At 69.8% G+C, this 26,776-nt stretch carries 29 protein-coding genes, 1 tRNA gene and 1 pseudogene; 20 read left to right on the top strand and 11 right to left on the bottom strand.

Annotated elements, in window-relative coordinates; translation table 11 throughout:
• The first annotated feature begins 14 nt into the window (after window positions 1-14).
• The 5 genes from JIX55_RS20470 (at window position 15) to JIX55_RS20455 (ending at window position 3,223) form a co-directional block, all read left to right on the top strand.
• Complete coding sequence (locus JIX55_RS20470) at window positions 15-437, top strand: M67 family metallopeptidase (RefSeq protein WP_257564753.1); 423 nt, start codon at window positions 15-17, stop codon at window positions 435-437.
• Window positions 438-555: 118 nt separating this feature from the next.
• Window positions 556-1,611 (top strand): LacI family DNA-binding transcriptional regulator, encoded by a 1,056-nt coding sequence (locus JIX55_RS20465; protein ID WP_257564752.1) that lies wholly within the window; start codon window positions 556-558, stop codon window positions 1,609-1,611.
• A gap of 124 nt (window positions 1,612-1,735) precedes the next feature.
• The gene (locus JIX55_RS51165; protein WP_309474684.1) at window positions 1,736-1,831 is read left to right on the top strand and encodes a putative leader peptide; all 96 of its coding nucleotides are present in this window, start codon (window positions 1,736-1,738) and stop codon (window positions 1,829-1,831) included.
• A 115-nt stretch (window positions 1,832-1,946) separates the two neighbouring features.
• On the top strand, window positions 1,947-2,225 hold the full coding sequence (locus tag JIX55_RS20460) for a MoaD/ThiS family protein (RefSeq protein ID WP_257564751.1): 279 nt from the start codon (window positions 1,947-1,949) through the stop codon (window positions 2,223-2,225).
• 47 nt (window positions 2,226-2,272) lie between these two features.
• Window positions 2,273-3,223: a PLP-dependent cysteine synthase family protein gene (locus JIX55_RS20455; protein WP_257564750.1), complete on the top strand. Its 951-nt coding sequence runs from the start codon at window positions 2,273-2,275 to the stop codon at window positions 3,221-3,223.
• Window positions 3,224-3,299: 76 nt separating this feature from the next.
• Here JIX55_RS20455 and JIX55_RS20450 read toward each other — a convergent pair whose 3' ends face one another.
• A complete protein-coding gene (locus tag JIX55_RS20450; RefSeq protein ID WP_257564749.1) occupies window positions 3,300-3,776 on the bottom strand; it encodes a type II toxin-antitoxin system PemK/MazF family toxin in 477 nt (158 codons plus the stop codon).
• A gap of 328 nt (window positions 3,777-4,104) precedes the next feature.
• Between JIX55_RS20450 and JIX55_RS20445 the strand changes: the two genes are divergently transcribed.
• Window positions 4,105-4,857: an MBL fold metallo-hydrolase gene (locus tag JIX55_RS20445; RefSeq protein ID WP_257564748.1), complete on the top strand. Its 753-nt coding sequence runs from the start codon at window positions 4,105-4,107 to the stop codon at window positions 4,855-4,857.
• A gap of 67 nt (window positions 4,858-4,924) precedes the next feature.
• Here JIX55_RS20445 and JIX55_RS20440 read toward each other — a convergent pair whose 3' ends face one another.
• Together JIX55_RS20440 and JIX55_RS20435 are read right to left on the bottom strand one after the other, a co-directional pair.
• Window positions 4,925-6,178 carry a PTS transporter subunit EIIC gene (locus JIX55_RS20440; RefSeq protein ID WP_257564747.1) on the bottom strand — a complete coding sequence of 418 codons (1,254 nt, stop codon included), beginning with the start codon at window positions 6,176-6,178 and terminating at the stop codon, window positions 4,925-4,927.
• 230 nt (window positions 6,179-6,408) lie between these two features.
• A complete protein-coding gene (locus JIX55_RS20435) occupies window positions 6,409-6,993 on the bottom strand; it encodes a DUF2087 domain-containing protein (RefSeq protein ID WP_257564746.1) in 585 nt (194 codons plus the stop codon).
• 379 nt (window positions 6,994-7,372) lie between these two features.
• On the opposite strand from JIX55_RS20435, the gene JIX55_RS20430 reads away from it, so the two are divergent.
• From JIX55_RS20430 to rdgB, 4 genes are all read left to right on the top strand, one after another.
• A complete protein-coding gene (locus JIX55_RS20430) occupies window positions 7,373-7,606 on the top strand; it encodes a PTS glucose/sucrose transporter subunit IIB (RefSeq protein WP_257564745.1) in 234 nt (77 codons plus the stop codon).
• Between the two features lie 111 nt (window positions 7,607-7,717).
• Window positions 7,718-8,455 carry a ribonuclease PH gene (gene rph / locus JIX55_RS20425; RefSeq protein ID WP_257564744.1) on the top strand — a complete coding sequence of 246 codons (738 nt, stop codon included), beginning with the start codon at window positions 7,718-7,720 and terminating at the stop codon, window positions 8,453-8,455.
• 158 nt (window positions 8,456-8,613) lie between these two features.
• Complete coding sequence (locus tag JIX55_RS20420) at window positions 8,614-9,012, top strand: hypothetical protein (protein WP_257564743.1); 399 nt, start codon at window positions 8,614-8,616, stop codon at window positions 9,010-9,012.
• Between the two features lie 34 nt (window positions 9,013-9,046).
• On the top strand, window positions 9,047-9,649 hold the full coding sequence (gene rdgB / locus JIX55_RS20415) for an RdgB/HAM1 family non-canonical purine NTP pyrophosphatase (RefSeq protein WP_257564742.1): 603 nt from the start codon (window positions 9,047-9,049) through the stop codon (window positions 9,647-9,649).
• A 42-nt stretch (window positions 9,650-9,691) separates the two neighbouring features.
• Here rdgB and JIX55_RS20410 read toward each other — a convergent pair.
• The 4 genes and pseudogenes from JIX55_RS20410 to bcp form a co-directional block, all read right to left on the bottom strand.
• Window positions 9,692-9,774 (bottom strand) — tRNA-Leu (locus JIX55_RS20410).
• Window positions 9,775-9,789: 15 nt separating this feature from the next.
• Window positions 9,790-10,453 (bottom strand): annotated as a pseudogene (locus JIX55_RS20405) (HNH endonuclease).
• A complete protein-coding gene (locus JIX55_RS20400) occupies window positions 10,450-11,103 on the bottom strand; it encodes an HNH endonuclease signature motif containing protein (RefSeq protein WP_257564741.1) in 654 nt (217 codons plus the stop codon). The pseudogene JIX55_RS20405 and the gene JIX55_RS20400 overlap by 4 nt, the downstream one beginning before the upstream one ends.
• A gap of 139 nt (window positions 11,104-11,242) precedes the next feature.
• The gene (gene bcp, locus JIX55_RS20395; RefSeq protein ID WP_257564740.1) at window positions 11,243-11,710 is read right to left on the bottom strand and encodes a thioredoxin-dependent thiol peroxidase; all 468 of its coding nucleotides are present in this window, start codon (window positions 11,708-11,710) and stop codon (window positions 11,243-11,245) included.
• A gap of 97 nt (window positions 11,711-11,807) precedes the next feature.
• Here bcp and JIX55_RS20390 point away from each other — a divergent pair, with 97 nt between their 5' ends.
• Both JIX55_RS20390 and JIX55_RS20385 read left to right on the top strand, forming a co-directional pair.
• The gene (locus JIX55_RS20390; RefSeq protein WP_257564739.1) at window positions 11,808-12,146 is read left to right on the top strand and encodes a DUF3618 domain-containing protein; all 339 of its coding nucleotides are present in this window, start codon (window positions 11,808-11,810) and stop codon (window positions 12,144-12,146) included.
• Between the two features lie 51 nt (window positions 12,147-12,197).
• Window positions 12,198-12,539, top strand: a complete 342-nt coding sequence (locus JIX55_RS20385) for a GroES family chaperonin (protein WP_257564738.1) — start codon at window positions 12,198-12,200, stop codon at window positions 12,537-12,539.
• A gap of 96 nt (window positions 12,540-12,635) precedes the next feature.
• On the opposite strand, the gene JIX55_RS20380 is transcribed toward JIX55_RS20385, so the two are convergent.
• The gene (locus JIX55_RS20380) at window positions 12,636-15,002 is read right to left on the bottom strand and encodes a transglycosylase domain-containing protein (RefSeq protein ID WP_257569405.1); all 2,367 of its coding nucleotides are present in this window, start codon (window positions 15,000-15,002) and stop codon (window positions 12,636-12,638) included.
• Between the two features lie 397 nt (window positions 15,003-15,399).
• Here JIX55_RS20380 and JIX55_RS20375 point away from each other — a divergent pair, with 397 nt between their 5' ends.
• From JIX55_RS20375 to JIX55_RS20355, 5 genes are all read left to right on the top strand, one after another.
• Window positions 15,400-16,365, top strand: a complete 966-nt coding sequence (locus tag JIX55_RS20375) for a hypothetical protein (protein WP_257564737.1) — start codon at window positions 15,400-15,402, stop codon at window positions 16,363-16,365.
• A 190-nt stretch (window positions 16,366-16,555) separates the two neighbouring features.
• Window positions 16,556-17,356 carry an ABC transporter permease gene (locus JIX55_RS20370; RefSeq protein ID WP_257564736.1) on the top strand — a complete coding sequence of 267 codons (801 nt, stop codon included), beginning with the start codon at window positions 16,556-16,558 and terminating at the stop codon, window positions 17,354-17,356.
• Complete coding sequence (locus JIX55_RS20365) at window positions 17,349-18,254, top strand: ABC transporter permease (protein ID WP_443046470.1); 906 nt, start codon at window positions 17,349-17,351, stop codon at window positions 18,252-18,254. Before JIX55_RS20370 ends, JIX55_RS20365 begins: the two co-directional genes overlap by 8 nt.
• Before the next feature lie 81 nt (window positions 18,255-18,335).
• Window positions 18,336-19,349 carry an ABC transporter ATP-binding protein gene (locus tag JIX55_RS20360; RefSeq protein ID WP_257569403.1) on the top strand — a complete coding sequence of 338 codons (1,014 nt, stop codon included), beginning with the start codon at window positions 18,336-18,338 and terminating at the stop codon, window positions 19,347-19,349.
• 156 nt (window positions 19,350-19,505) lie between these two features.
• Window positions 19,506-20,351 carry a DUF1707 SHOCT-like domain-containing protein gene (locus JIX55_RS20355; RefSeq protein ID WP_257564735.1) on the top strand — a complete coding sequence of 282 codons (846 nt, stop codon included), beginning with the start codon at window positions 19,506-19,508 and terminating at the stop codon, window positions 20,349-20,351.
• A 110-nt stretch (window positions 20,352-20,461) separates the two neighbouring features.
• Here the strand turns inward: JIX55_RS20355 and JIX55_RS20350 are convergent, their stop codons facing one another.
• Window positions 20,462-21,787: an SGNH/GDSL hydrolase family protein gene (locus JIX55_RS20350; protein ID WP_257564734.1), complete on the bottom strand. Its 1,326-nt coding sequence runs from the start codon at window positions 21,785-21,787 to the stop codon at window positions 20,462-20,464.
• A gap of 343 nt (window positions 21,788-22,130) precedes the next feature.
• Here JIX55_RS20350 and JIX55_RS20345 point away from each other — a divergent pair, with 343 nt between their 5' ends.
• The 3 genes from JIX55_RS20345 (at window position 22,131) to JIX55_RS20335 (ending at window position 25,653) form a co-directional block, all read left to right on the top strand.
• Window positions 22,131-23,447 carry a DUF445 domain-containing protein gene (locus JIX55_RS20345; RefSeq protein WP_257564733.1) on the top strand — a complete coding sequence of 439 codons (1,317 nt, stop codon included), beginning with the start codon at window positions 22,131-22,133 and terminating at the stop codon, window positions 23,445-23,447.
• A 78-nt stretch (window positions 23,448-23,525) separates the two neighbouring features.
• Complete coding sequence (locus tag JIX55_RS20340; RefSeq protein ID WP_257564732.1) at window positions 23,526-25,046, top strand: MFS transporter; 1,521 nt, start codon at window positions 23,526-23,528, stop codon at window positions 25,044-25,046.
• Between the two features lie 73 nt (window positions 25,047-25,119).
• Complete coding sequence (locus tag JIX55_RS20335) at window positions 25,120-25,653, top strand: hypothetical protein (protein WP_257564731.1); 534 nt, start codon at window positions 25,120-25,122, stop codon at window positions 25,651-25,653.
• On the opposite strand, the gene JIX55_RS20330 is transcribed toward JIX55_RS20335, so the two are convergent.
• A complete protein-coding gene (locus JIX55_RS20330; protein WP_257564730.1) occupies window positions 25,635-26,138 on the bottom strand; it encodes a levansucrase in 504 nt (167 codons plus the stop codon). The genes JIX55_RS20335 and JIX55_RS20330 overlap by 19 nt on opposite strands.
• 90 nt (window positions 26,139-26,228) lie before the next feature.
• Window positions 26,229-26,690, bottom strand: a complete 462-nt coding sequence (locus JIX55_RS20325; protein ID WP_257564729.1) for a hypothetical protein — start codon at window positions 26,688-26,690, stop codon at window positions 26,229-26,231.
• Between the last annotated feature and the right edge of the window lie 86 nt (window positions 26,691-26,776).

Here is a 26,776-nt window from a genome sequence, read left to right as displayed (position 1 = left end):
TTATCCTGACGAGCATGCTGACCATCACCCAGGCCCTCGTCGACCAGATCGTCACCCACGCGCGCAAGGACCACCCCGACGAGGCGTGCGGCGTCGTCGCGGGACCGGCGGGTTCGGACCGCCCCGAGCGCTTCATCCCGATGCTGAACGCGGCCATGTCGCCCACGTTCTACGAGTTCGACTCGGGCGACCTGCTCAAGCTCTACCGCGAGATGGACGACCGCGACGAGGAGCCGGTGGTCATCTACCACTCCCACACGGCCACCGAGGCCTACCCCTCCCGCACCGACATCTCCTACGCCAACGAGCCGGGCGCCCACTACGTCCTCGTCTCGACCGCGGACACCGACGGACTCGGCGACTTCCAGTTCCGCTCGTACCGGATCGTCGAGGGCGAGGTGACCGAGGAGGAGGTGAAGATCGTGGAGGCGTACTGACCCGTGCGGAGGCGTACCGACGCGTGCGGATGTGTACTGACCCGTCGGTGAGCGGAATTCGCGGTTACGGTGGTCGTACGCACGCGCACGCACACAACTGCCCGCGACGGAGACGGTGTTGACACATCAGACGCGACGACCGCACAGCCGGCGCCCCACGCTCGACGACGTCGCACGCGGCTCGGGAGTGTCGAAGTCCACCGTGTCGCGGGTGATCAACGGCGAGGACAAGGTGCGCGGGGAGGTCGTCGAGCGCGTCCGGGAAGTGATCGCCGAACTGGGCTATGTGCCGAACTCCGCCGCCCGGCAGCTGGTCACCCGCCGCAACAACGCCATCGCCGTCGTGGCGAGCCAGCCGCAGAACCGCCTCTTCATCGACCCCTTCTTCGACCTCCACCTCCGGGGCATCCGCAAGGAGCTGGTGGCCCACGGCGCCCAGCCCGTCCTCCTCTTCCTGGAGGAGCCCGAGGAGTACCCGCGCGTCGGCGACTTCCTGGGCGGCGGCCATGTCGACGGCGCCCTGCTCTTCTCCCTGCGCGCCGACGACCCGCTGCCCGGCATGATCGACCGGCTCGGCCTGCCCGCCGTCTTCGGCGGCCGGCCCCTGGTCCGCGAGGGCGAGCCCGTACGCGACTGCGTGTACGTCGACGCCGACAACCGGGGCGGGGCCCGCCAGGCCGTCGGCCATCTGGTCTCGCTCGGCCGGGAACGCATCGCGACGATCACCGGGCCGTGCGACCAGGAGGCGTCGGCGGTCGACCGCCTGGGCGGCTACCGGGACGTCCTGCTCGACGCCTCGCCCGAGCTCGTCGAACCCGCCGACTACACCCGGCAGGGCGGCGTCGACGCCATGGCCGCGCTCCTCGACCGGTGCCCCGACCTGGACGCCGTCTTCGTCGCCTCCGACCTCATGGCCTCCGGCGCGCTCCAGGTGCTGCGCGAGCGCGGGCGCCGGGTGCCGGACGACGTGGCCGTCGTCGGCTTCGACGACCTCGCGCCCATCGCCGAGCACACCGACCCGCCGCTGACCACCGTCCACCAGGACATCGAGGGGATGGGGCGGCTCATGGCACGGCTGCTGTTCAGCCGTACGCAGGAGAGGGGGGATGCGGAGGTGAGACCGCTGTCCTCGGTGGTCACGCCCACGCGGCTGGTCGTACGGAAGTCGGCCTGAACGTCCCGTGGTGGCCCGCCCGAACCATGTCGCTGAGGTGCGCGGTCTCACTCCCCGGCCCGAATCCGTCCGGCATGTGGGATCACATTCCGGGACCCGGACCGGGAATCGATACGATGAGCGCATGGTTCTTGACGACGTGAGCGAGAAGACGCCGGGCGCACTGCTCGTGGCGCGGCTGCACGTCGACCTGTGCAGGCTTGCCAGCGCCATCTGTTGACGCCGACCCCTGCCGCCGTACGGCTGCGAGCCGCGGCGCCGCCACCTGTGTGACCACGCACGTCCGCGCTGCCGCGCGCCCACCGACCGACTACTCCCGACAGGAGCCGCACACCATGGCCATCGAGGTCCGCATCCCCACCATCCTCCGCCAGTACACCGACGGTCAGAAGGCGGTGGAGGGAGCCGGTGCCACCCTCGCCGAGCTGTTCACCGACCTCGAGAGCCGTCACACCGGCATCCACGCACGCATCGTGGACGGCGGTGAGCTGCGCCGCTTCGTCAACGTGTACCTCAACGACGAGGACGTCCGCTTCCTGGACGGCATCAACACGAAGCTGTCCGACGGCGACAACGTGACCATCCTGCCGGCGGTGGCCGGCGGCATGGTCTGATCCGTCCCCAGTCCTCCGCCTCCGATCCGATCGGCCGCTGATCCCGTATGCGATACGACTCCCCGCTGGCCGCGGTGGGCAACACCCCTCTGGTGCGCCTGCCGCGGCTCTCGCCGTCCGCCGACGTCCGCATCTGGGCGAAGCTGGAGGACCGCAACCCGACGGGTTCGGTCAAGGACCGCCCCGCTCTGCACATGATCGAACAGGCGGAGAAGGACGGCCGTCTGACGCCCGGCTGCACGATTCTGGAGCCCACCTCGGGCAACACGGGCATCTCCCTCGCCATGGCGGCGAAGCTCAAGGGCTACCGCATGGTGTGCGTCATGCCCGAGAACACCTCCCAGGAGCGGCGCGCCCTGCTCGGCATGTGGGGCGCCGAGATCATCTCCTCGCCGGCGGCCGGCGGCTCCAACACGGCCGTGCGGGTGGCGAAGGAGCTCTCCGCCGAGCATCCCGACTGGGTGATGCTCTACCAGTACGGGAACCCCGACAACGCGGGCGCCCACTACGCGACGACCGGTCCGGAGATCCTGGCGGACCTCCCGTCCATCACCCACTTCGTGGCGGGTCTCGGCACCACCGGCACCCTGATGGGCGTGGGCCGCTTCCTGCGCGAACAGAAGCCGGACGTCAAGATCGTCGCCGCCGAGCCACGCTACGACGACCTCGTCTACGGCCTCCGCAACCTCGACGAGGGGTTCGTTCCCGAGCTCTACGACGCGTCCGTCCTCACCACCCGCTTCTCCGTGGGCTCCGCCGACGCGGTGACCCGCACCCGCGAGCTGCTGCAGCAGGAGGGCATCTTCGCCGGTGTCTCCACCGGCGCCGCCCTCCACGCGGCGATCGGTGTGGGCAACAAGGCGGTGAAGGCCGGCGAGTCCGCCGACATCGTCTTCGTCGTGGCCGACGGCGGCTGGAAATACCTCTCGACGGGCGTCTACACGGCGGCGACGACAGAAGAGGCCATCGAGACACTGCAGGGCCAGCTCTGGGCGTAGGGGCCGGGCCCTTTCGACCCCTTGGCGTCCAGTAGCTCGGGGGTTCGACAGCCGCAGTTCCCCCGACAGGCGGCCGTCAGTTCGACAGGTGGCGGACCTGGTCCCAAAGGATCGGGTCGACCACCCCCGCCTTCCTCCGGAAGTCCCCCACCGGCACCTCACGCAGCTCCCCCGTCTCCAGAAAGCTGGGACGGCCGCGGGCATCGCCGACCGTGCCCGGCGGCAGGGGAATCACACCGGCCCGCTCGTCGTGGTACCGACTGGTGATCTTGGCCACGCGGGCGCGATCCCCACGGACGGCCAGGACGAGACAGGGGCGGTCCTTGCCTCCGGGCCCGTCCTCGAAGGGCACGCTGGCCCACCAGATCTCGGACGGCCGGGGCCGCGGCACGGGCCCGCGCGCACGCTCGGGGCGCCCCGGCGGCCGCGTCCGCCCACCGGGCCGCTCCGATCGCCTCGGCGGCCGTCGCGACCGCCCCCACCCGTCGACGACTGTCGCGAGCAGCGCCAGCAACACCACCGCCGCGAGCGCCAACCACCAGGACGTGTCCATAGCCCCGACGGTACCGGCGCACACCACGCCACGCCCGCCCTGTCGCACGCTCCCGCGCTCTTCGGTACCGCCTCACCCCGGCTCACGCGCGCCCCAACGGGCCCCACCACCAGCCGAACCGGTGACACCACAGGTGAGTTCGCCCACAACGGCCCCTGGCGGAGGAGCGACCCACCCTTTTGCGCCTTACGCTCAACGGACCGCACAAACCCTTGTTGCACCCACGTCCGTCCTTCGCAACCCAGCCAACTGCAATCCGCAACCCGTCTGCATGTCTCGACTGACACGACTGTCACGACTTCACGCCAGCGCGGAGGTTCCAGCTCTCATGAAGCTCACCGTCGTCGGCTGCTCGGGGTCGTTCCCGTCCGCGGAATCGGCCTGTTCGAGCTACCTCGTAGAGGCCGACGGCTTCCGGCTGCTTCTCGACATGGGCAACGGTGCCCTCGGCGAGCTGCAGCGCCACTGCGGTCTCTACGACCTCGACGCGATCTTCCTCAGCCATCTGCACGCCGACCACTGCATCGACATGTGCGCGTACTTCGTCGCACGCTACTACCGCCACGACGGCGGCCGCTGCGATCCCATTCCGGTCTACGGTCCGGAGGGCACCGAGCAGCGTCTGACCACGGCCTACGCCGACACCCCGTCCGCCTCCTCCATGAGCGAGGTCTTCGACTTCCACACGGTCAAGCCGAGCACGTTCGACATCGGCCCCTTCACCGTCCACACCGAGCGGGTCGCCCACCCCGTCGAGGCGTACGGCATCCGCATCGAGCACGGTGGCCGGGTTCTGACGTACTCCGGGGACACCGGCGTCACCGACACCCTGGACGAACTGGCCCGCGACGCCGACCTGTTCCTGTGCGAGGCCGCCTTCACCCACGGCAAGGAGAACATCCCGGACCTCCACCTCAACGGCCGCGAGGCCGGGGAGACGGCCGCCCGGGCGAGCGCCCGCCGCCTCGTCCTCACGCACATCCCGCCGTGGACCGACCCGCAGATCAACCTGGTCGACGCCCGCGAGGTGTACGACGGCCCGGTGGAGCTGGCGGTGCCCCGGATGTCGTACGAGATCTGAGCCCGTACGTACGAAGAGGGCCCCCGGAGCCGCATGCTCCGGGGGCCCGACGTCGTTTGGTGCCGGCTCACGCCTTGGTGAGGTCCTCCACCTCCTCCTCGGGCTCGCGGCCCGGGGTCGGGAGGTTGAACCTGACGATGGCGAAGCGGAAGAGGAAGTAGTAGATCGCGCCGAACACCAGGCCGATGGGGATGATCAGCCAGGGTTTGGTGGCCAGGTTCCAGTTCAGGCCGTAGTCGATCAAGCCGGCGGAGAAGTTGAAGCCGGCATGGACGCCCAGCCCCCAGGTGATGGCCATGGAGAGCGCGGTCAGCAGCGCGTGGATCACGTAGAGGAGCGGGGCGATGAACAGGAACGAGAACTCGATCGGCTCGGTCACACCCGTCACGAAGGACGTCAGGGCGAGCGAGATCATCATGCCCGTCACGACCTTGCGGCGTTCGGGGCGGGCGGTGTGCGCGATGGCCAGTGCCGCGGCCGGCAGACCGAACATCATGATCGGGAAGAAGCCGGACATGAACATTCCGGCGCTCGGGTCACCGGCCATGAAGCGGCTCAGGTCGCCGTGCGAGACCACGCCGGAGGCGTCCTTGAACTCACCGAGCTGGAACCACGCCACCGTGTTGACGAACTGGTGCATGCCGATCGGGATGAGCGCCCGGTTGATCGCACCGAAGAGGGCCGCGCCGAGCGAACCGAGGCCGGTCATCCACTCGCCGAAACTGCCGATGGCCTCACCGATCGGCTCCCAGGCCAGCCCGAAGAAGACACCGACCGCGACGCCGACGAAGGCCATGATGATCGGCACCAGGCGGCGGCCGTTGAAGAAGCCGAGCCAGTCCGCCAGCTTCTTGCGGTGGTACCGCTGCCACAGGACCGCCGAGAGCAGACCCATGACGATGCCGCCGAGGACACCGGGGTTGTTGTACGTCGCGGCGACGTCCGCGCCCTTGGTGATCTCGGCCTCGGTCACCGGGAAGGCTTCGAGCACCTTGCTGTAGACCAGGAAGCCCACCAGCGCGGCGAGGGCGGTCGAACCGTCGGCCTTCTTGGCGAAGCCGATCGCGACGCCGATGCAGAAGAGCATCGCGAGGTTGCCGGTGATGGCGCCGCCCGCCTTGTCGAAGACCGCGGCGACCTTGTCCCAGCCGAGGCCATCGGCCCCGAACACATCAGGCTGGCCGAGCCGGACCAGCAGGCCGGCGGCCGGCAGCACGGCGATGGGCAGCTGCAGGCTGCGGCCGACCTTCTGCAGGCCCTGCATCAGGCCTGATCCCCACTTCTTCGCAGGTGCCGCCGAGGGCGCGGTGGCGGTGCTCATAGACTTCCTCCATCGGGTGGTGGTCTACACCACTCAGTGGTGTAGACCTGTTGTAGCAGATGGGGAAGGGAACAGGAACCCTCGATTCCTCCCCGGCTTCCGGACGGCTCGCGGAGCGGTCGGTGAGCGGCCGGTGAGCGTTCCAGGAACGTCCGGTGATCGTTGGGAGAGTTACCGGGGGTACCCGTGTGTCGGGCGACCGGGCCGAGGTGCTGGGCGCGGCCGGGCGGTCATGCGCGTGTGTACCGCGTGCCCGACTCGTCGCGGCGCAGCAACTCCTCGTCCACCAGGGCCCGGCGCAGGGTCACCCAGTCGTCGAACCACTGGCCGCAGATCGCGTTGACCTTGGCCTCGGAGTAGGTGACACCGGCCTCGAAGGAGTCGGCCACGACGGCGAGCACCCGGCTGCGGACCTCCGCCTTGCCGGGGATCGAGGTCAGCCGCCCCTTGCGGAAGTAGGCCCCCGCGCCGTCGCCGCCGCCCCGTCCGGAGATCCTGGCCTCCGCCTGGACGGCCAGCCGGAACGTGTCGTCGATCAGCCGGTAGGCGCGGGCTTCGGCGTCGTACGCGGCGATCCGCCCGTCGACGAGCTTCCGCAGGGCGGCGGCCGCGGCGGCCGGGCGCAGCCCCGCCCGCTCCGCCACCTGCGCCACGGAGGTCGCACCGAGCGCGAGGGCCGCGAAGGCGTCGCGCCGATCGGTCTGGGCGAGGACGCCGATCAGATCGCGGCAGGACGGAGGCGGCTCCTCGCCGTCGGCCCGGCCCTCGGAGGGCTGCCGGCCCTCGGCGGAGGCCGGGGTGGAGGCCGTGGTCATGGTCATCAACTTCCAAGTCGTCGTACGGCGTTGCCGCACATCGTGTGCGGCCGAACCTCTACGACTACCGCGCCGCCCGGCGGCCGGGGCAAGCGGAATTCGCCGCACCGGGCGGAATCCGGCCAGGGGTGCCGAACCGGACAGGACGCCGTCCATCACCGTCCATCGCCGGCCTGGAACAGGGTGCTCGCGCTTATTTGGCGACCGCTCGCCCGGTGGTGTAGACCAGTCGCGGACAGTCCTGCAAGCTGTTCCGCGTACGGTTCCGCCGTCGGGAACGTCATCATCCGGTAGGTACGACAGGGCCGCTCGCAAAGCGGGACCAACTGTGGGTTGCTGCGACAAAGCGGCTTGGATCAGGGAAAACAGGGAGAGTGCCATGGCCAGCAAGGCTGAGAAGATCGTCGCCGGACTCGGCGGCCTCGACAACATCGAAGAGGTCGAAGGCTGCATCACGCGCCTGCGCACCGAGGTCCACGACGCCTCCCTCGTGAACGATGCCGCCCTCAAGGCCGCCGGCGCCCACGGCGTCGTCAAGATGGGCACCGCGATCCAGGTCGTCATCGGCACGGACGCCGACCCCATCGCCGCGGAGATCGAAGACATGATGTGAGCCGCCGGCTCGCCCCGAGGCGGTGGGCCGGGCCCACCACCACGGCATGCGCAGGAGCTCCTTCCCGCCGGGGGAGGAGCCCCCTCCGTATGTGCGGCTAGGCTCAGCGCCATGTCTCGAATCGACGGCCGCACGCCCGAACAGCTCCGCCCGATCACCATCGAACGCGGCTGGAGCAAGCACGCCGAGGGCTCCGTCCTCGTCTCCTTCGGCGACACGAAGGTCTTCTGCACCGCCTCCGTCACCGAAGGCGTCCCCCGCTGGCGCAAGGGCAGCGGCGAGGGCTGGGTCACCGCCGAGTACTCCATGCTCCCCCGCGCCACCAACACCCGCGGCGACCGCGAATCCGTACGCGGCAAGATCGGCGGCCGGACCCACGAGATCTCCCGCCTCATCGGCCGCTCCCTGCGCGCCGTCATCGACTACAAGGCGCTCGGCGAGAACACGATCGTCCTGGACTGTGACGTCCTGCAAGCCGACGGCGGCACGCGTACGGCCGCGATCACCGGCGCGTACGTGGCGCTGGCCGACGCCGTGTCCTGGGCCCAGGGCAAGAAGCTGATCAAGGCCGGCCGTCAGCCCCTGACGGGAACCGTCTCGGCGGTCTCCGTGGGCATCGTCGGCGGCGTCCCCCTCCTCGACCTCTGCTACGAGGAGGACGTGAAGGCCGACACCGACATGAACGTCGTCTGCACCGGTGACGGCCGCTTCGTCGAGGTCCAGGGCACCGCCGAGGCCGAGCCGTTCGCCCGCGAGGAACTCAACTCCCTGCTCGACCTGGCCGTTTCCGGCTGTACGGAGCTGGCGCTCCTGCAGCGCAAGGCGCTTGATACGGTCCTCGAAAGGTAAAGGACACACCAAGAGCGACGGCCGCCGTCGGCAACCACGGCGGCCCCGCCCGCGTCCTTGCACATACGGGTGCACGGCACACCACCGTGCGCCCCGCCACACAGGCAAGTAGCCGTACCCGGGGCCGTCAGGCCTGCAACCAGTAGGAGGACTGTCCCATGGCCGCGAGCCGCCGACGTCGTACCACCGCCATCGCCGGAGCCATAGCTGCCGTCGCCCTCACGGCCGGGCTCACCACCGGCTGCGACGCCGTGAGCAAGGCCATGGACTGCGTCCAGACCGCCGAGGCCATCGCCCAGAGCGTGGGCGACCTCCAGCAGGCCGTCGAGGACGCCTCGAACGACCCGACCCAGCTGGAGGAGTCCCTCAACTCCATCGACGAGAACCTGAAGGAGATCGGCGACAAGACCGACAACGCCGATGTCAACAAGGCCGTCGACGACCTCCAGAAGGCCGTGGACGACGTCCAGACGGCCGTCAACGACGGCGACGCGACCCCCGACCTGAGCGGCATCACCGGCGCCGCGAGCGAACTGACGAAGGTCTGCACCTCGTAATCGACGGGCCACGGGTGGCCGGGATACTGGGGGCATGACCCGCCTGATCCTCGCCACCCGCAACGCCGGCAAGCTCACCGAGCTGAAGGCCATCCTCGCCGACGCAGGCCTCACCCACGACCTCGTCGGCGCGGACGCCTACCCGGACGTCCCCGACGTCAAGGAAACCGGCGTCACCTTCGCCGAGAACGCCCTGCTGAAGGCCCACGCCCTCGCCCAGGCGACCGGCCACCCCGCCATCGCCGACGACTCCGGCCTCTGCGTCGACGTCCTCAACGGCGCCCCCGGCATCTTCTCCGCCCGCTGGGCCGGCCGCCACGGCGACGACAAGGCCAACCTGGAGCTGTTGTTGGCCCAGCTCGGCGACATCGCCGACGAACACCGGGGCGCCCACTTCACCTGCGCGGCGGCCCTCGCGCTGCCGGACGGCACGGAACGGGTCGTCGAGGGGCAGCTGAGGGGCGTACTGAGGCATGTGGCGACGGGCACGAACGGCTTCGGGTACGACCCCATCCTCCAGCCGGAGGGGGACTCGCGGACCTGCGCCGAGCTGACTGCTGAGGAGAAGAACGCGATCAGCCATCGGGGGAAGGCGTTCCGGGGGCTGGTGCCGGTGCTGCGGGAGCTGTTGGGCTGAGGCACGGAAGGGGCCGCCCAGATGGACGGCCCCTTCCGTGTGTGCGGCCGATGGGAGTCGAACCCACATGGGCAAATGCCCCGAGGCACCTAAAACCTCTGCTTATACCATTCAGCAACGGCCGCGCGTGCTTGCCCATACTACCGGGGACGCGTGTGGCTGGGGTTTCCGCCTCTGCACCACGTGCTGGTGATCGCATGGCAGTTGGGGCACAGTAACCGCAGGTTCTCGCGCCGGTCGTCGCTCCAGTCCCCCATTGACGTGATCGACCTCTAGCGTCATGGGCTTTCCGCGCCACTCGGGTCCGATTCCGCACTCGGCGCATTCCTCGGGTACGCCGGTTTCGCGGAGGGCCCGACGCAGCAGCTCGGTTCTGGTCCGGTGCGAACCGCCATGTTGGACCAGAACGTCCTCGGCGCTTCTCGTAAGGCTTGGGCGCGACTTCCCTTGAAGATGTGCCTGTCCGAGAAAGTGCTCGATTGTGAGTTGCCCTTCCGTTAGCCACTGGCGCAACAGCGCACGGTTCCTGCTGTTGTCTGGACGGTCCAGGCGGCGCAGTACCTCGGCGATGGAGATGGACTCGGCGATCACAACGCGCAGTTCGTCGTGTGTGGGCCGTGCCCGCGTGGTGCGACTGCGGAAGTGCGAGATGTCGATCCCGAAGTGAGCGAATCGCCTCGTGAGATAGATGCGGAGCTTGCCGTACGGTCGAGTGCCGAAGTAGGTGATGACCTCGTCGATGTCGGAGCACTGTGCAGCCGCAGCGGCCAGTCGCTCGGGGGTGTACTGCACGCCCCTGCTCATGACACGTCACCCCTGACGCGCCTTGCCTCGCGCCCTCGGTAATTGTCCGTTGTTGAGTGGCAGTTGGGGCACAGGAGCCGAAGGTTTTCGAGACGGTTGTTCCGCCAGTTGCCGTCGATGTGGTCGACCTCCAAGGGGAGCGGGTGGCCCCGCCAGATTGCCTCCGTACCGCAGAGGGCGCACTGCTCCGGTACACCCAGCCCCGTCATCGCCCACTTGAGGCGGTCGCTCTGGACGCGCCGGGCGTGAGTGACCGGCTGCTCGACGAGCAAGGCTTCAGGGGTGCGGGGACGCCAATCCTTGCCGCGCTGTCTCGGCACCTGGAAGTGCGAGGTGTCGATGTCGTACACCTTGATCCGGCGGCTGATGTGCGTGTGTTGGCCACCCACTACCTCGACGCCGAGGTGGCGCAGTACCTCGCACATGTTCGTCGAGGCCGAGACGGCGGACTGGAGGGTTTCCCTGGTCCATCGCCCTCCTTCGCGCTCGAAGTGTGAGATGTCCACCCCCAGCCTCTTCATCCGCTCGCGGATGTACTTCCGCGTCGAACTCCTCGGATCCACCCCCAGCCTCCCCAACGCCTCCGATAGCGTCCGACAAGCCCTCGCGGCCGCCTGTAGCCGCTCCTTCGTGTATGGGCTGACCCCCATCGATCCCCTCCGTCCCGGCCACCTGTTCGTGACCTCGTACGGAGTAACGAACCGTTAATCGGACGGTCACGCCCGGAAATCGGAACGGCCCGTACCGGAGGGTTCCGGTACGGGCCGTGGGTGGAGCCAGGCCGGCGCGCTAGATGCCCAGGTCCTTGATGATCTTGGCTACGTGGCCCGTCGCCCGGACGTTGTACAGCGCCCGTTCGACCTTGCCCTCCTCGTCCACGACGATCGTGGAGCGGATGACGCCCATGTAGGTCTTGCCGTAGTTCTTCTTCTCGCCGAAGGCGCCGTACGCGTCGAGGGCGGTCTTGTCGGGGTCGCCGAGAAGGGTGACCTTCAACGACTCCTTCTCGCGGAACTTGGCGAGCTTCTCGGGCTTGTCGGGGGAGATGCCGATGACGTCGTACCCGGCGTCCGCGAGGAGCTCCAGGTTGTCGGTGAAGTCGCAGGCCTGCTTGGTGCAGCCGGGGGTCAGGGCGGCCGGGTAGAAGTAGACGATGACCTTGCGGCCCTTGTGGTCGGACAGGGACACCTCGTTGCCGTCGGCGTCCGGGAGGGTGAAGGCGGGGGCCACGTCCCCGGGCTGGAGTCGCTCGCTCATCGGTCCAGCGTAATGGCGGGCCCTGGCGGTACGGCGCCGGGTGGAGCTGACAGACTGTCCGCAAAGAAGAGATTTCACCGACAACGGAGGCAGCGCGGTGGCGGAGACCTCGGACACCAGAAGCCCGGCCGAGATCGAGGCGGACATCAAGCGCCGCCGCGACACCCTCGCCGAAACCCTCGACGAGATCGGCGTCCGCGTCCACCCGAAGACCATCGTGGGCGACGCCAGGGCCAAGGTGGTCTCCAACATCGACCACACCCTCGGCAAGGCCTACGTCTCGGTCAATCGTGTGGTCAGTGACGTCAGGGGCCAGTTCGTCGACGAGGACGGGGCGCCCAGGGTCGAGCGCATCGTGCCCGTCGCTCTCGTGGTCGTGGGTGTTGTGGGCGTCGTGGGGCTCCTCGCCCTCGGGACCCGGCGTCGTAGGGCCTGACGGAGACAGGTCCTGACGGAGACAGGTAGGGAAGGCAGGTAGGTTCGGGGCGTGAGCGAGAAGACCCAGCACGACAAGTTGCCCATCCGGATGCTGCACGACCGTGTGCTCGTGCGGCAGGACACCGCCGAGGGCGAGCGGCGTTCCGGCGGTGGCATCCTGATCCCCGCGACGGCGGCCGTCGGCCGGCGTCTCGCCTGGGCCGAGGTCGTCGCGGTCGGCCAGAACGTCCGGACCGTCGAGGTCGGCGACCGTGTCCTCTACGACCCCGAGGACCGCGCCGAGGTCGAGGTCCGTGGTGTCGCGTACGTCCTGATGCGCGAGCGCGACCTGCACGCCGTGGCCGCGGACCGCTTCGAGGGGTCGGAGGACTCCACGGGCCTGTATCTCTGATATCTCTGATTTCAGACATAGAAGGGGCTGGTGACGATCGTCACCAGCCCCTTCTATCGTTCGATCAAGGCGTCAAGCCGTCGAGGCGTCGAGGCGCTATGGGAACGTCCCCTCCGTCGTCCCGCCCCCTGTCGGCGCTCCGCCGTCCGTCGTTCCGCCGTCGGTGGTGGTGCCTCCGCCGCCGTCCGTCGTTCCGCCGTCGGTGGTGGTGCCTCCGCCGCCGTCCGTCGTTCCGCCGTCGGTGGTGGTGCCTCCGCCCGTCGACGTCGTACCGCCGTCCGTCGTTGTGCCTCCGGTCGTCGTGGTGCCACCGTCCGTGGTGGGGGTGCCGCCGGTGGTCGTGCCGTCGTCGGTGCCGCCGTCCGTCGGGCCGCCGGTCTCCTCGTCGCCCGTGGCGCCGCCGGTCTCCTCGTCGCCGGTGGCACCCGGCTCGTCGGCGGGGGTGCTGGGCGGGGTGATGACGACGTCGGCGCCGACCTGGAGGTCGAGGTCGAAGTCCTTGACCTTCTTGCCCTTCAGGGCGGCCTCGGTGAACTGCGCCCAGATCTCCGTGGGCGCCCCACCGCCGTTGATGCGGGGCAGACCCATCGCGCCGTACAGCGACTTGTGGGCGCCCGTCTTGGGGTCCTGGCCCATGACGGAGACGACGGTGGCGAGGTCGGGGGTGTAGCCCGCGAACCAGGCGGCCTGGTCCTCCTCGGCCGTACCGGTCTTGCCGGCGGCCGGGTGGCCCGAGGCCTGCGCGGCGGTGGCGGTGCCGCTCTCGACGACGCTCTGCAGCACGGCGGTCGTGGTGTCGGCGGCCTTGCGGCTGACGGCCTGCGTGGGCTCCGTGGAGGGGAGCTTTATGGCCTCGCCGTCCTTGGAGATCTTTTCGACCATGGTGTACGTGCCGTGCTTGCCGTGGTTGGCGAGCGTGGCGTACGCCTCCGTCATGTCGAGGACGCTCGCGGTGGCGGTGCCCAGGGCGACGGACGGGTACGGGTTCATGTCCGGGGTGTTCTTGGGCAGGCCGAGGTCGATCGCGGTCTTCTCGACCTTCTCGGGGCCGACGTCCACGGCCATCTGCGCGTACACCGAGTTCACGGAGCTCTGGGTGGCCTGGCGGACGGTGATGTTGCCGTAGTTGACGTAGTCCTCGTTCTCGGGGGCGTACGCCTCGCCGGGCCAGCCCACCACGGGGCGCCTGTTGGTGCCGTCGTAGACGGTGTTCGGGGTGATCGCCTGGCCGCTCTGGTTGTTGGAGGCGTTCTCCACGGCGGAGGTGAACACGAACGGCTTGAAGGTCGAGCCGACCTGGAAGTCGCGGCGGGTCGCGTTGTTCACGTACTGCTTGGTGTAGTCGATGCCGCCGTACATCGCGATGACCTTGCCGGTCTTCGGGTCGATGGAGACACCGCCGGCGCGGACGTAGTTGTCGACCTTGCGGTTCTTCTTGTCGAGCTTGTCCATCAGCTGGTCGTCGACGGCCTTGACGAAGGCGTTCTGCATCTTGGGCTGGATGGTGGTGGTGATGCGGTAGCCACCGCCGTTCTCCAGGGCCTCCTCATCGATGATCTTGTTGTTGATGAGGTACGACTTGATGGCCTCCACGAGGTAGCCGCGCTGTCCGGAGAAGGCGGAGGACGTGGTGGCCTGCTTCGGCATCGGGAACTTCGCGCCGGTGCGCTCGGACTCCTTGAGCCAGCCCTCCTTGACCATGCCGTCGAGGACGTAGTCCCAGCGGGCGACGGCCGCGTCCTTGTTCTCGGGGTGTGCGACGACGTCGTACATGCTGGGCGCGTTGACCAGTGCGGCGAGGTAGGCGCCCTGCTCGGCGGTGAGTTCGTCGGCGTCGACGCCGTAGTAGGCCTGGGCGGCGGCCTGGATGCCGTAGGCGTTGCGGCCGAAGAAGCTGGTGTTGAGGTAGCCCTCCAGGATCTCGTCCTTGGTCACCTCGCGGTCCAGTTTGATCGCGATGAAGAACTCCTTCACCTTGCGGGTGACGGTCTGGTCCTGGGCCAGGTAGTAGTTCTTCACGTACTGCTGGGTGATCGTCGAGCCGGACTGCTTGCCCTTGCCGGTGGCCGTGTTCCAGGCCGCGCGGATCATGGCCTTGGGGTCGATGGCGGGCTCGGAGTAGAAGTCGCGGTCCTCGGCGGCCAGCACGGCGTGCTGGGCGTCCTTGGAGACCTTCGACAACGGGACGTTCTCGCGGTTGACCTCGCCGTCACGGGCGATCTGGGTGCCGTCCGCGTACAGGAAGACGTTGCTCTGCTTGGTCGCGGCGTCCTGCGGCTTGGGGATGTGGACCATGTTGTAGCCGAGGACGAAGGCGCCGATGATCAGCATGAGCCCGACGATGAAGGCGCTGAGTACGAAGCGCCAGGTGGGGATCAGCCGCCTGAAGCCGGTCCGCTTGGTCCGCTTGGGCTTCTTCGCCTTGCCGTCCGAGGCCGGGGGGACCGGTGTGATGTCGGGCACGGCGGCGGGCGCCGGGGCGGCGGCCTTCCCGGCGGAAATGACACCCAGGGCCTGGGTGGGCGTGTCGTCGAGCGGCCGGGCGGGCGCCGCGGCGGCCTTTCGGGCCGGCGTGATGCCGAGCGTGGTGGTGGGGGTGTCGTCAGCGGCCGCGCCGGATGCCACGGGGGGCGTCCGGGGGGCCTTGCCGTCGTGGACGCCGGCAGGCTTGGAGTCGCGGGCTCCGGCGGGATAACCGTCACGGGCCCCGGAGGGCCGACCCGCACCGGCCCCTGAGGGCCGACCCGCACCGGCCCCTGAGGGCTGACCCGCACCGGCCCCTGAGGGCCGGCCGTCAAAGGTCGGCGTCGGCCTGGTCTCCGGCGTCCGGGCGGATCCCGCACCGGGCTTCCCGCCGGGCGTGGAGCGAGGGGTCGTCGAGCCGGGGGTCGTCGAGCCGGGCTTCCCGTCGGACACTGGGCCGGACGGCCCGCTGGACGCCGGACCGGACTGCCCACCGGACGCCGCGACAGAAGGCCCAACGGACGCCGGACCGGACTGCCCACCGGACTGCCCACCGGGCTTCCCGCCGTGTGCCGCTGCGGGCACCGCACTCGGGTTCCCGCCTGGCCTCCGGCCGGACGCCACGTCGGGCTTCCCGCTGGACGCCGGACCGGACTGCCCGCCGGACGCCGCACCGGGCCTCCCGTCGGGCTTCCCGCTGGACGCCGGACCGGACTGCCCGCCGGACGCCGCACCGGGCCTCCCGTCGGGCTTCCCGCTGGACGCCGGACCGGACTGCCCGCTGGACGCCGCACCGGGCCTCCCGTCGGGCTTCCCGCTGGACGCCGGACCGGACTGCCCGCTGGACGCCGCACCGGGCCTCCCGTCGGGCTTCCCGCTGGACGCCGGACCGGACTGCCCGCTGGACGCCGCACCGGGCCTCCCGTCGGGCTTCCCGCTGGACGCCGGACCGGACTGCCCGCCGGACGCCGCACCGGGCCTCCCGCCGGGCTTCCCGCCGGGTGCCGTGCCGGGCGTGTCGCTGGACGCCTTGCCAGGTTGCGCGGCAGGCGCTGCTCCGGAGTTGCCGCCGGGTGCCGTGCCGGGCCTGCTGTCGGGCTTCCCGTCAGGTGCTGTGCCGGGCCTCCCGTCGGGCGTCGGGTCCGCCTTACCGTCGGTCTTCCCCTTGGCGGCGTTGTCGGCGGACCCGGGAGTCGCGCCCGGAGCGCGGGGCTCCGGTTCTCTCGGTGCCCAGCCCGGGCCGTTCCGCTGCGGCTCGTCGCTCATCGTGCTGCCGTGCTCCTGTTTTCGCGTCGTACGTTCATTTCCGTACGGCCTAGTACGCTTTGCGCCCGCTCTGGGCCGGTTCTGCACCCCTGAGTAAAGACTCTCGCACCGTTCGATCCGTTCCCGAATCCCGGCACGTGCCCCGTACGCCCCGCGAGCGCCACCGTCCGCCCCGAAAAACGTGTGGCAGCCCACTCCGGCCGCGGACTAGGCTTCTCCGCTTCGGCCCGAATCGGTCTCGGCCTCGGCATTGCGCCTAACTCTTCGCAGCGGATGGGGGTTTCCTCGTGGGCACAGGGCGGTTGTACGCCGCCGTCGCCGCCGGTGGTTTCAGGCGGTACGCGACATATCGGGTGGCCACCGCGGCGGGGGTGTTCACCAACACCGTCTTCGGCTTCATCCTCGCATACACCTACCTGGCCCTCTGGCACGAGAAGCCCCACCTCGGCGGCTACGACCAGGCGCAGGCACTCACCTATGTATGGGTCGGCCAGGCGATGTTCGCGGTGATGGTGCTGGGAAGCGTGGGATTCGAGGAGGAGTTGATCGAGCGGATCCGCACGGGCGACATCGCCGTCGACCTGTACCGGCCCGTCGACCTCCAGCTGTGGTGGCTCGCCGCGGACATGGGCCGGGCCCTGTTCCAACTGCTCGGACGGGGTGTCGTCCCGATGGTGTGCGGCGCGCTCTTCTTCGACCTGGCGCTGCCCTCCGGCCCGCTGCCGTGGCTCGCCTGTCTCGTGGCGGTCGCCCTCGGGGCCCTCGTCAGCTTCGCGATCCGATACATCGTCGCTCTGTGGGCGTTCTGGCTCCTCGACGGCGCCGGAGCGATGCAGATCACCTGGCTCACCGGAGTCTTCTTCTCCGGGATGCTCCTCCCGCTGAACGTCTTCCCGGGCGCGCTCGGCGACCTCGCCCGCATCCTGCCCTGGTCCGCGCTGCTCCAGGCCCCCGCGGACGTCCTGCTGGGCGAGGCCGACCCGCTGGGCACGTACGCCTTCCAGCTCGCCTGGGCTGTGGTGCTGCTGGCGGTCGGGCGGCTGATCCAGTCGGCGGCGACGCGGAAGGTGGTGGTCCAGGGTGGCTGACCTCGACGAGCGTGCGGACGAACGCCCGGTCGCACGGGGCAAGGAGGCGGCCGAGGAGGAGAACCCGTTCGGCGAGTACGGCGTGTACAGCCGCGTACGGGACGGTCTGCGCGCCTACCGCATGATCGCCGCCATGTGGATCCGCTCCACGATGGCCTACCGCGCCTCCTTCGCCATGACGACCTTCGGGAACTTCGCGGCGACCTCCTTCGACTTCCTCGCCATCCTGCTGATGTTCTCCCAGGTCGACGAGTTGGGCGGCTTCGCCCTGCCCGAGATCGCCCTGCTGTACGGCACCTCCGCCGTCTCCTTCGGTCTCGCGGATCTGATGATCGGTTCCATGGACCGGCTCGGGCGCCGGGTGCGCGACGGCACGCTGGACACCCTCCTCGTGCGCCCCGTGCCGGTGCTCGCCCAGGTAGCCGCGGACAAGTTCGCGCTGCGCCGCCTCGGCCGGGTCACCCAGGGGCTGTTCGTCCTCGGGTACGCCCTCGCCACGCTCGACGTCGTCTGGACTCCGGCCAAGGTGCTGATGATCCCGCTGATGGTGTGCAGCGGCGGGCTGATCTTCGCCGCGGTGTTCGTCGGCGGCGCGGCCTTCCAGTTCGTCGCGCAGGACGCCTCCGAGGTGCAGAACGCGTTCACGTACGGCGGCGCGACCCTCCTGCAGTACCCGCCGGCCCTCTTCGCCAAGGACCTGCTGCGCGGCGTGACCTTCGTCCTGCCGCTCGCCTTCGTCAACTGGGTGCCCGGGCTGTACATCCTGGGCCGCCCCTACCCGCTGGACCTGCCGACCTGGCTGGCCTTCGCACCACCGCTGGTCGGCGTGGCCTGCTGCGCGCTGGCGGGGGTCGCGTGGCGGGCGGGGCTGCGTTCGTATCGGAGCACGGGGAGTTAGGGGCACATGGACAAGGACATGGACGGTCACGTCAAGGACATGGGCGGTCGCGTCAAGAACAGGGACGGTCACGTCAAGAACATGGGCAGTCAGGTCGCGGACATCGACAGTCACTTCATCGAACTCGACCGGGTCGAGAAGGTCTTCGACGTGCGCAAGAAGACCGGGTTCCTGCGCCGGGAGCGGCGCGAGGTGCGGGCCGTCGACTCGATCTCCTTCACCGTGGCGCGCGGCGAGATGGTCGGCTACATCGGGCCGAACGGCGCCGGGAAGTCCACCACCATCAAGATGCTGACGGGGATTCTGACGCCCAGTGGCGGCCGGTTGCGGGTCGCGGGCATCGATCCGTCCCGGGAGCGGACGCGGCTCGCCCGGCGTATCGGGGTGGTGTTCGGGCAGCGTACGACTTTGTGGTGGGACCTCCCCCTGATCGACTCCTACCGGCTGATGCACCGCATGTACCGCATCCCCGACGCCCGTTACCGCGAGAACCTCGACCGTTGCGTCGAACTCCTCGAACTGGGCGCGCTGCTGGACGTACCCGTACGGCAGCTCTCGCTCGGCCAGCGCATGCGCGGGGACATCGCGGCTGCCCTGCTGCACGACCCCGAGGTGCTGTATCTGGACGAGCCGACGATCGGGCTCGACGTCATCAGCAAGGCCAGGGTCCGTGAGTTCCTCAAGGACCTCAACACCGAGCAGGGCACGACCGTGCTGCTCACCACGCACGACCTCCAGGACATCGAACAACTGTGCCGCCGGGTGATGGTCATCGACCATGGGCGCCTGATGTACGACGGTCCGCTGACCGGGCTGCACGAGGTGGGCGAGAGCGAGCGCACCCTCGTCGTCGACCTGGAGCGCGAGCTGCCGCCGATCGAGGCCGCGCCCGCCCGGGTCGTACGGGTCGAGGGGCCCCGGCAGTGGCTCGCCTTCCCGGCGTCGGAGTCGGCGGCCCCGCTGGTGGCGCGGATCGCGTCGGAGTATCCGCTGGTGGACCTGTCGGTGCGGGAGCCGGACATCGAGGCCGTGATCGCCCAGATGTACGCGCAGCAGGCCGAGCGCGTGGAGGAGACGGAGCAGGCCGTGCCGTAGCCGGGGGAGGCGGGTGGGGCCGTGTCCTGACTGGGGGAGGCGGGGTGGGGCCGTGTCGTGGCTCGGGGGAGATGGGTGGGGCCGTGTCGTAGCCCGGGGCGACGAGTGCGGCCGTCTCGTAGCACGGCGTGGGGGGTTCCTCGTACGCTGATTCGTATGACGGACGACCTGCCGGATCTTCCGGCCGCCATGGACCTCCGCGCTTCCGACGCCGACCGTGAACGAGTCTCCGAGCAGCTGCGGGACGCCCTAGCGGAGGGGCGGCTCGACATGGAGGAGTTCGAGGAGCGGCTGGACGCGACGTACAAGGCACGGACCTACGGCGAGCTGGCGCCGATCACGCGTGATCTGCCGGGTGCGGGGACCCTGGCGCCGCCGACCGTCGTGCCGCCGTCGTCCGTCTCGCTGGTCAAGGGGCCTGCGGCGGGCGCGAGTTGGCCCGAGCGGATCGTCGGCGGCGAGGGCTCGTCCACGTGGGGCGTGGCGGTCATGTCCGGGTTCGAGCGCAAGGGGCGGTGGACCGTGCCCAAGCGGTTCGACTGCTTCGCGTTCTGGGGTGGTGGCGAGCTGGATCTGCGGGACGCGGACTTCGCGGAGCGTGAGGTCACGATCAACTGCGTGACCATCATGGGCGGGATCAATGTGATCGTGCCGCCGGGGGTCGAGGTCGTGGTCCGGGGCATCGGGATCATGGGCGGCTTCGACCACAGCGAGGAGGGTGTGCCGGGGGACCCCGGGGCGCCGCGCGTGGTCATCACCGGGTTCGCCTTCTGGGGCGGTGTCGGGGTCGAGCGGAAGGTGCCGAAGGCCGAGCGGCAGCGGGAGAAGGAGGCGCGGCGCCAGGAGCGGCTGGAACGCCGCGAGGCACGACGCGAACTCCGCGCCTCCCGCCGTGATCACCTGCATGACCTGCACGACGGTCATCGCGACGCCATGGAGCAGGTACGAGAGGCGATGCGATCGGAGCGGGAGCAGGAGCGGCGGCGGAAACGGGAGTACTAGGCCGAGTTTCGGGTGCGGGTCGTCGTCCGTGGTTGCCCGCACCCACGCGGCGGAGCCGCATATCGACACGGCCCCGCCCTGGAGGGACGCCGCCCCTGGAGGGACGCCGCCTACAGCTTTGCTGGAACGGCGCCCTTCAGCTTCTCCAGGTCGAAGACCTCCGCCATGCGCTCGTACCCCTTGTCGCTCGGGTGCAGGTGGTCCCCCGAGTCGTAGTCCGACCGGAGCCGGCGCGGGTCGTAAGGGTCGCGCAGGGCCTTGTCGAAGTCGACGTACGTGTCGAAGACGTTGCCGGAGCGGATGCGGTCGTTGACGGCCCGGCGTACGGATTCCCGCTGGTCGGAGTAGCCGCGGTGGCCGTGGAAGGGCATGAGGGTGGTGCCCACGACGCGGAGGCCTCGGGCGTGGGCCCGGTCGACGAGTTGGCGGAGGCCGGTGGTGATGGCGTCGGGGTCGGCCCGGCCGGGGTTCCTGAGGATGTCGTTGACGCCGAGGTCGATGACGACGGCCTTGACGCCCGTACGGCCGAGCACGTCGCGCTGGAAGCGGTTGAGGCCGCTGGGGTTCTCGGCGGGGCGGCCGTTGCCGTCGGTGAGGACGCGGTTGCCGCTGATGCCCTCGTTGACGACGCTGTAGCGCGGCGTCTCGGAGGTGCCGACGGCGGCGCGGAGGCGGTCGGAGAGGACGTCCGTCCAGCGCCGGTTCTCGCCGACGGTGGAGGTGATGCCGTCGGTGAGGGAGTCGCCGAGGACGACGACCGTGCCGTCGGACTCGTTGCTCAGCACGTCCAGGGCGGTGACGTAGCGCCAGTGCAGGGACTGGGTGGTGTACGGCTCCCCGGTGACGTCCGCGACCCGGTCGCCCTCGGCGGTGTACGAGATCTGCCGGGCGTGCGCGTGGTAGGTCGCGGGGCCGGACGCGGTGGGGGCATAGGTGGTGATCAGTACGTCGCTGTCGTGCGGGATCGCCACCCGTACGGCGTCACTCACCACCTGTTGACCTGCCGCGATGACGACCGTCGGGTTGCCGGCGAAGGTGAGGCGGCGCATGGTGTCGGCCGCGGCGGCCGGGGTGTTCGTGGTGGCGGCGACCGCGAGCGAGGCGTGGGTGATGGTCAGCGGCTGCTGGCCGTAGAGGTTGGAGAGGGTGACGCGGGCACTCGTACCGGCGGCCGTCGTGTGCACCACGTTGCGGACCGAGCGGTCGGCGAAGCCGTTCGTCTCGGTGCCCGGCTCCGCCCCGCTCGGCGAGGTCGCCCAGGCGCCCACCCAGACGCCGGTGGAGGCGGGGGCGGCGCTGTTGCGGGGTGCGCGGGCGAAGGTCTCCTGGCGCTGGGTGCCGTCGTCGATGCCGACGCCGATGTATATCGCGGCCGAGATCGCCACGACCAGGGCGGTCATGGCCGCCAGAAGTGCATAACCGTGTTGCTTGGTCATGCGGTGTGTTACTCCTCGGGCTGTGGAGCCCCGAGGCTCCGATGTGATCACCCCATGATGCGTCATGGGATGGGGGCGGCTGGTGAGAACCCCCATCGGTTCCCCCGCCCGGACAGACGCGGGGAACTCCTGTTCCGTTCCAGGAGTAGGTCTGAGTAGTTCTATGGGGTACGTCACCAAGGGTTCGAAGAGCTGACGAGCTGTTGAGCCGAAGAGCTGAAGCGCCGAAGAACCGAAGAGCTGAGGCGCCGAAGAGTTGAAGCGCCGAAGAGTTGAAGCGCCGAAGCGCAGAAGCGCCGGAGAACGGGACAATGTGTACGGGGGACAGGAACGGGTGGAGTGAATGGACCGTACGAAAGCGGATGAGAGCGCCGAGCCGCGCGTGTCGCACCGCACCATGACGACCTTCAGCGCCGCCGACGAGGAGAAGCAGCGGGGCGTGCGGCAGATGAAGCTCATCGCGGCCGGGCTGCTGCTGTTCGTGGCGGTGGTCTACGTGCTGGCCAAGTGGGCCTCGCACGAGGGCGCCGGCGCCTGGGCCGCCTATGTCGCGGCGGCGGCCGAGGCGGGCATGGTGGGCGCGCTGGCGGACTGGTTCGCCGTGACCGCCCTGTTCCGGCATCCGCTCGGGCTGCCCATCCCGCACACCGCGATCATCCCCACCAAGAAGGACCAACTGGGCGTCACTCTCGGTGAGTTCGTGGGCGAGAACTTCCTCTCCCAGGACGTCGTACGGCAGCGGTTGCGCGCCGTCGGCATCGGCAGCCGGCTCGGCGCGTGGCTCGCCGAGCCGCAGAACGCCGACCGGGTGACGGCGGAGTTGGCGACCGCGCTCCGGGGCGCGCTGACCGTGCTGCGCGACTCGGACGTACAGGCCGTGGTCGGGGAGGCGATCACCCGGCGGGCGAACGCCCAGGAGATAGCGCCCGGCATCGGCAAGATGCTGGAGAAGATCGTCGTCGACGGCGGCCACCGGCGGGCCGTCGACCTGATCTGCGCCCGTGCCCAGAACTGGCTGATCCTCCACGACGAGCAGGTCATGGACGCGGTCGAGGGCGGCGCCCCCGGCTGGACCCCGCGCTTCGTCGACCGGAGGATCGGTGAGCGGGTCTACAAGGAACTGCTCCGCTTCGTCACCGAGATGCGCGACTCACCCACCCACCCGGCCCGTGGCGCCCTCGACCGTTTCCTCACCGACTTCGCCACGGACCTCCAGTCCGACACGGACACGCGTGCGCGGGTGGAGCGGCTGAAGGGCGAGGTGCTCGGCCGGGGCGAGGTCCAGGATCTCATCGCCTCCGCCTGGACGGCCGTACGGTCGATGATGGTGGCCGCCGCCGAGGACGAGCGCAGCGAGCTGCGGCTGCGTGTCCGTGCCTCCCTGCTGTCGCTGGGCACCCGGATGGCCACCGAGCCGTTGGCGCAGGCCAAGGTCGACAAGTGGCTGGAGGGCGCGGCCGTGCACGTCGTGACCACCTACCGCGCGGAGATCACCTCCCTCATCACCGAGACCGTCGCCGGCTGGGACGCCGAGCACACCACGAGGAAGATCGAGGCCAATATCGGCCGCGACCTGCAGTTCATCCGGATCAACGGCACGGTCGTGGGTTCGCTGGCCGGCCTGCTGATCTACACGGTGTCGCGGGCGTTGGGGGCGTAGTCCCACCTCCGGGGCGTAGTCCCACCTCGTACGGGCACCCGGACCGGGTTCGCTCGACGAGGAGGGAGCCGTAAGCCCATGGCCGTCACCGCGCACAAGTCCCCGGAGACCCCGGAGCCCCCCGGTACAGTCACCACGGCCGTACCGGCCCGCTTGGACCGTCTGCCCTGGTCGCGCTGGCACTGGACGGTGGTGATCGGCCTCGGCACGGTGTGGATCCTCGACGGTCTGGAAGTGACCGTCGTCGGCAACATCGCGGGACGGCTCTCCGAGGACGGCAGCGGTCTGCCGATCACCTCCGCGCAGGTCACGGGCATCGCGGCCGCGTTATACGTGGCCGGCGCCTGTACGGGCGCCCTCTTCTTCGGCCATATGACCGACCGGTTCGGCCGCAAGAAGCTGTTCATGGTGACGCTGGCGGTCTATCTGGCGGCGACCGCGCTGACGGCCGTCTCCTTCTCCTCCTGGTGGTTCTTCCTCTTCCGCTTCCTCACCGGCTTCGGCATCGGCGGCGAGTACGCGGCCATCAACTCCGCGATCGACGAGCTGATCCCGTCCAGGTACCGGGGCCGCGTCGACATCGTCATCAACGGCAGCTTCTGGCTCGGCGCGATCGGCGGTTCGCTCCTGTCGATCGTCGCCCTGAACACGGACCTCTTCGCGGCGAACGTCGGCTGGCGGCTGACCTTCGCCCTCGGTGTGGTGCTGGGCCTGGTGATCCTGCTGGTCCGCCGGAACGTCCCCGAGAGCCCCCGCTGGTTGCTGATCCACGGCAAGGAACAGGAGGCCGAACGGCTGGTGGGGGAGGTGGAGGAGCGGGTCGAGACGGAGACGGGCCGCCCGTTGCCGGCGGTCGACCAGGAGATGACCATCCATCAGCGCGGGAGCGTGGGCTTCGGCCTGATCGCCCGTACGGTCTTCTCCCGGTACCGCCGCCGCGCGGTCCTCGGTTTCTCCCTCTTCATCGGCCAGGCGTTCCTCTACAACGCGATCACCTTCGGCTTCGGCGCGATCCTGACGACGTTCTACGACGTCCCGACCTCCGACACCGGCTACTACTTCGCCTTCATCGCCGCCGGCAACTTCCTCGGCCCGCTCCTGCTGGGCAAGCTGTTCGACACGGCCGGCCGCAAGATCATGATCTCGTCGACGTATCTGCTGTCGGGTGTGCTGCTCTTCGGCACGGCCTGGCTGTTCGACCGGGGTGCGCTCAACGCGGTGTCCCTCACGGTCTGCTGGTGCGTGGTGCTGTTCTTCGCCTCGGCCGGCGCGAGCAGCGCCTACCTGACCGTCTCGGAGGTCTTCCCGATGGAGACCCGGGCCATGGCCATCGCCTTCTTCTACGCTCTCGGCACGGCCGCCGGCGGCATCAGCGGCCCGCTGATCTTCGCCCAGCTGACCGAGTCCGGCGTCGTCGCCGACACCGTCCTCGCCTTCCAGATCGGGGCGGGCCTGATGTGCGCGGCGGGGCTCGTCGCGGCCTTCCTCGCGGTGCGCGCGGAGCGGCGCTCCCTGGAGGACATCGCCCAGCCGCTGTCGGCTGCGGCCGCCGTCGCCACCCAGGGCCGCCGGTCGTCGCCGCTACTCAGGTACCGCTGAGTACCTTCGGGGTGCGGCCGGCTGAGTACCCGTACTCTGTCGGCCCGCCGCCCGTCCCGGAACCCTCGTACGCATGACCGAGAAGCTGCTCCGCCCCCTGCGCACGCGGCCCTGGCCGGAACGCTGGCTGACCCGCCTGCTCGGCGCCGCCCTCGCCGCGGCCACGTACCGCCTCTGTCTCCCGTGGGACCTGCGCAACCGGCCCGAACTGGAGGGATCCCTCACGGAGACGACCCCCGTGACCGTCCTGGGGGTCGCCGTCCTCGCCCTCGTCCTGCTGCTCCTCGCGGCCTACTTCGGCCGTCGGGACGCCCTGGCCTGGCCGTTGCTCCTGGTCGCGGTCCCACCGTCCGCCCTGATGTACGTGTCCTTCCACAGCCACCCCGAACCCCCCGACGCCGCCGTCTGGCCCCTCGCCTGGGCCTTCTTCACGCTCGTCCTCGGCGCGTGGGTGCTGATCGCGTCCTCGGTGGCGCGGCGGTTCAGGGCGGAGGCGGTGGACGAGGAGTGGCTGATCAGGGCACAGCGGCCGTCGGAGGGGGCGGGCGGTACCGCCCGCCCCCTCCGACGGGCAGTGCCACCGCCGCGTCACTGGCCGTCGAAGTAGAGCCTGCTCTTCTTGATGAGGTGCGACGCGTAGCCACTGCCTATGAAACCCCTGCGCCGGAAGGTGCCCACATACCGGCGCGCGCTGTCGACCACGACGGGCCGGGCCATGATGGCCCACTCGTTGCGCGCCTGTGCCTCCGCCCACTGCATGGCGGCCGGGTCCACCCGGTCGCTGACCAGCACCGGGAACACGCCGATCCCGGTCTGTAGACCGGCCGGCAGCCCGCCCTTGGTGCGCTTGGCGTACTCCATCGCCTGGAAGGTGAAGGTGCCGATGGTCGGCATGGTGATCTCCGGGACGGCGGCCGCCACCGTGAACAGATGCAGCTTGGTCCCCATCCACCGCAGCCGGAAGTCGGCCCGCCGCCCCACGAGCACGGGCAACCCACCCCAGTCCTCCCACCAGGTCTGGCATTCGTCGGCGGCGAGACGGGCGGCTACGGAGGCGAGATAGGCCTGGGAGGCGGACTGCTGTGGATGCATGGCCGGATCATGCCCGGCGATGGCTGGTTCTGGGAAGGCGGGGTGTCCCGTGGCTGCCACGGGGCAGCCACGGGGGCTTTCCAGGGAGGTCTACGCCCCAGTGGAGGAACCGGGCCGGACGATCATCAGAATCGTGACCGTGGCCCACAGCAGATTGAACACACCGGTGAACATGGCCAGTCGGGCAGTGACTTGCGGGCCGACCGCGGAACCCCCGACCCCCTCCAGGATCTCCTCCTGCCGGGGCAGCACGAGGGCCAGCAGCACGATGGCGGCGAGAGCGGTCAGCAGCATCGACACGATCAGCCAGGCGTCCTTCAACACCCCCATGCTCATCGCCGTGGCGAACCCGAGCACGGGCACGGCGATGCCCACACCGCCGTAGACCCGGCAGATCCGGTGCAGCAGCCGCAGGGCCGACACCGCCCGCTCGCTCCCGGGTTCGGCCAGCGCCTTGCGCGCGCTCGGCGGGAACATACTGGCCGCGACGGTGATGGGTCCGACGGCGATGATCGCGGCGAGGACGTGGAGGGAGAGCAGGAACTTGGTCACGCTGGGACGGTAGGGCGCGCGACGACCGCGTAGAAGTGGCGAGACTGCCAGGACTCAACGGATTCTCGCCAGGGGTCTGCCACCAG

The sequence above is a fragment of the Streptomyces sp. DSM 40750 genome, assembly GCF_024612035.1.
Classification (GTDB): Bacteria; Actinomycetota; Actinomycetes; order Streptomycetales; family Streptomycetaceae; genus Streptomyces.
This window is presented reverse-complemented; position numbering and strand designations above follow the sequence as displayed.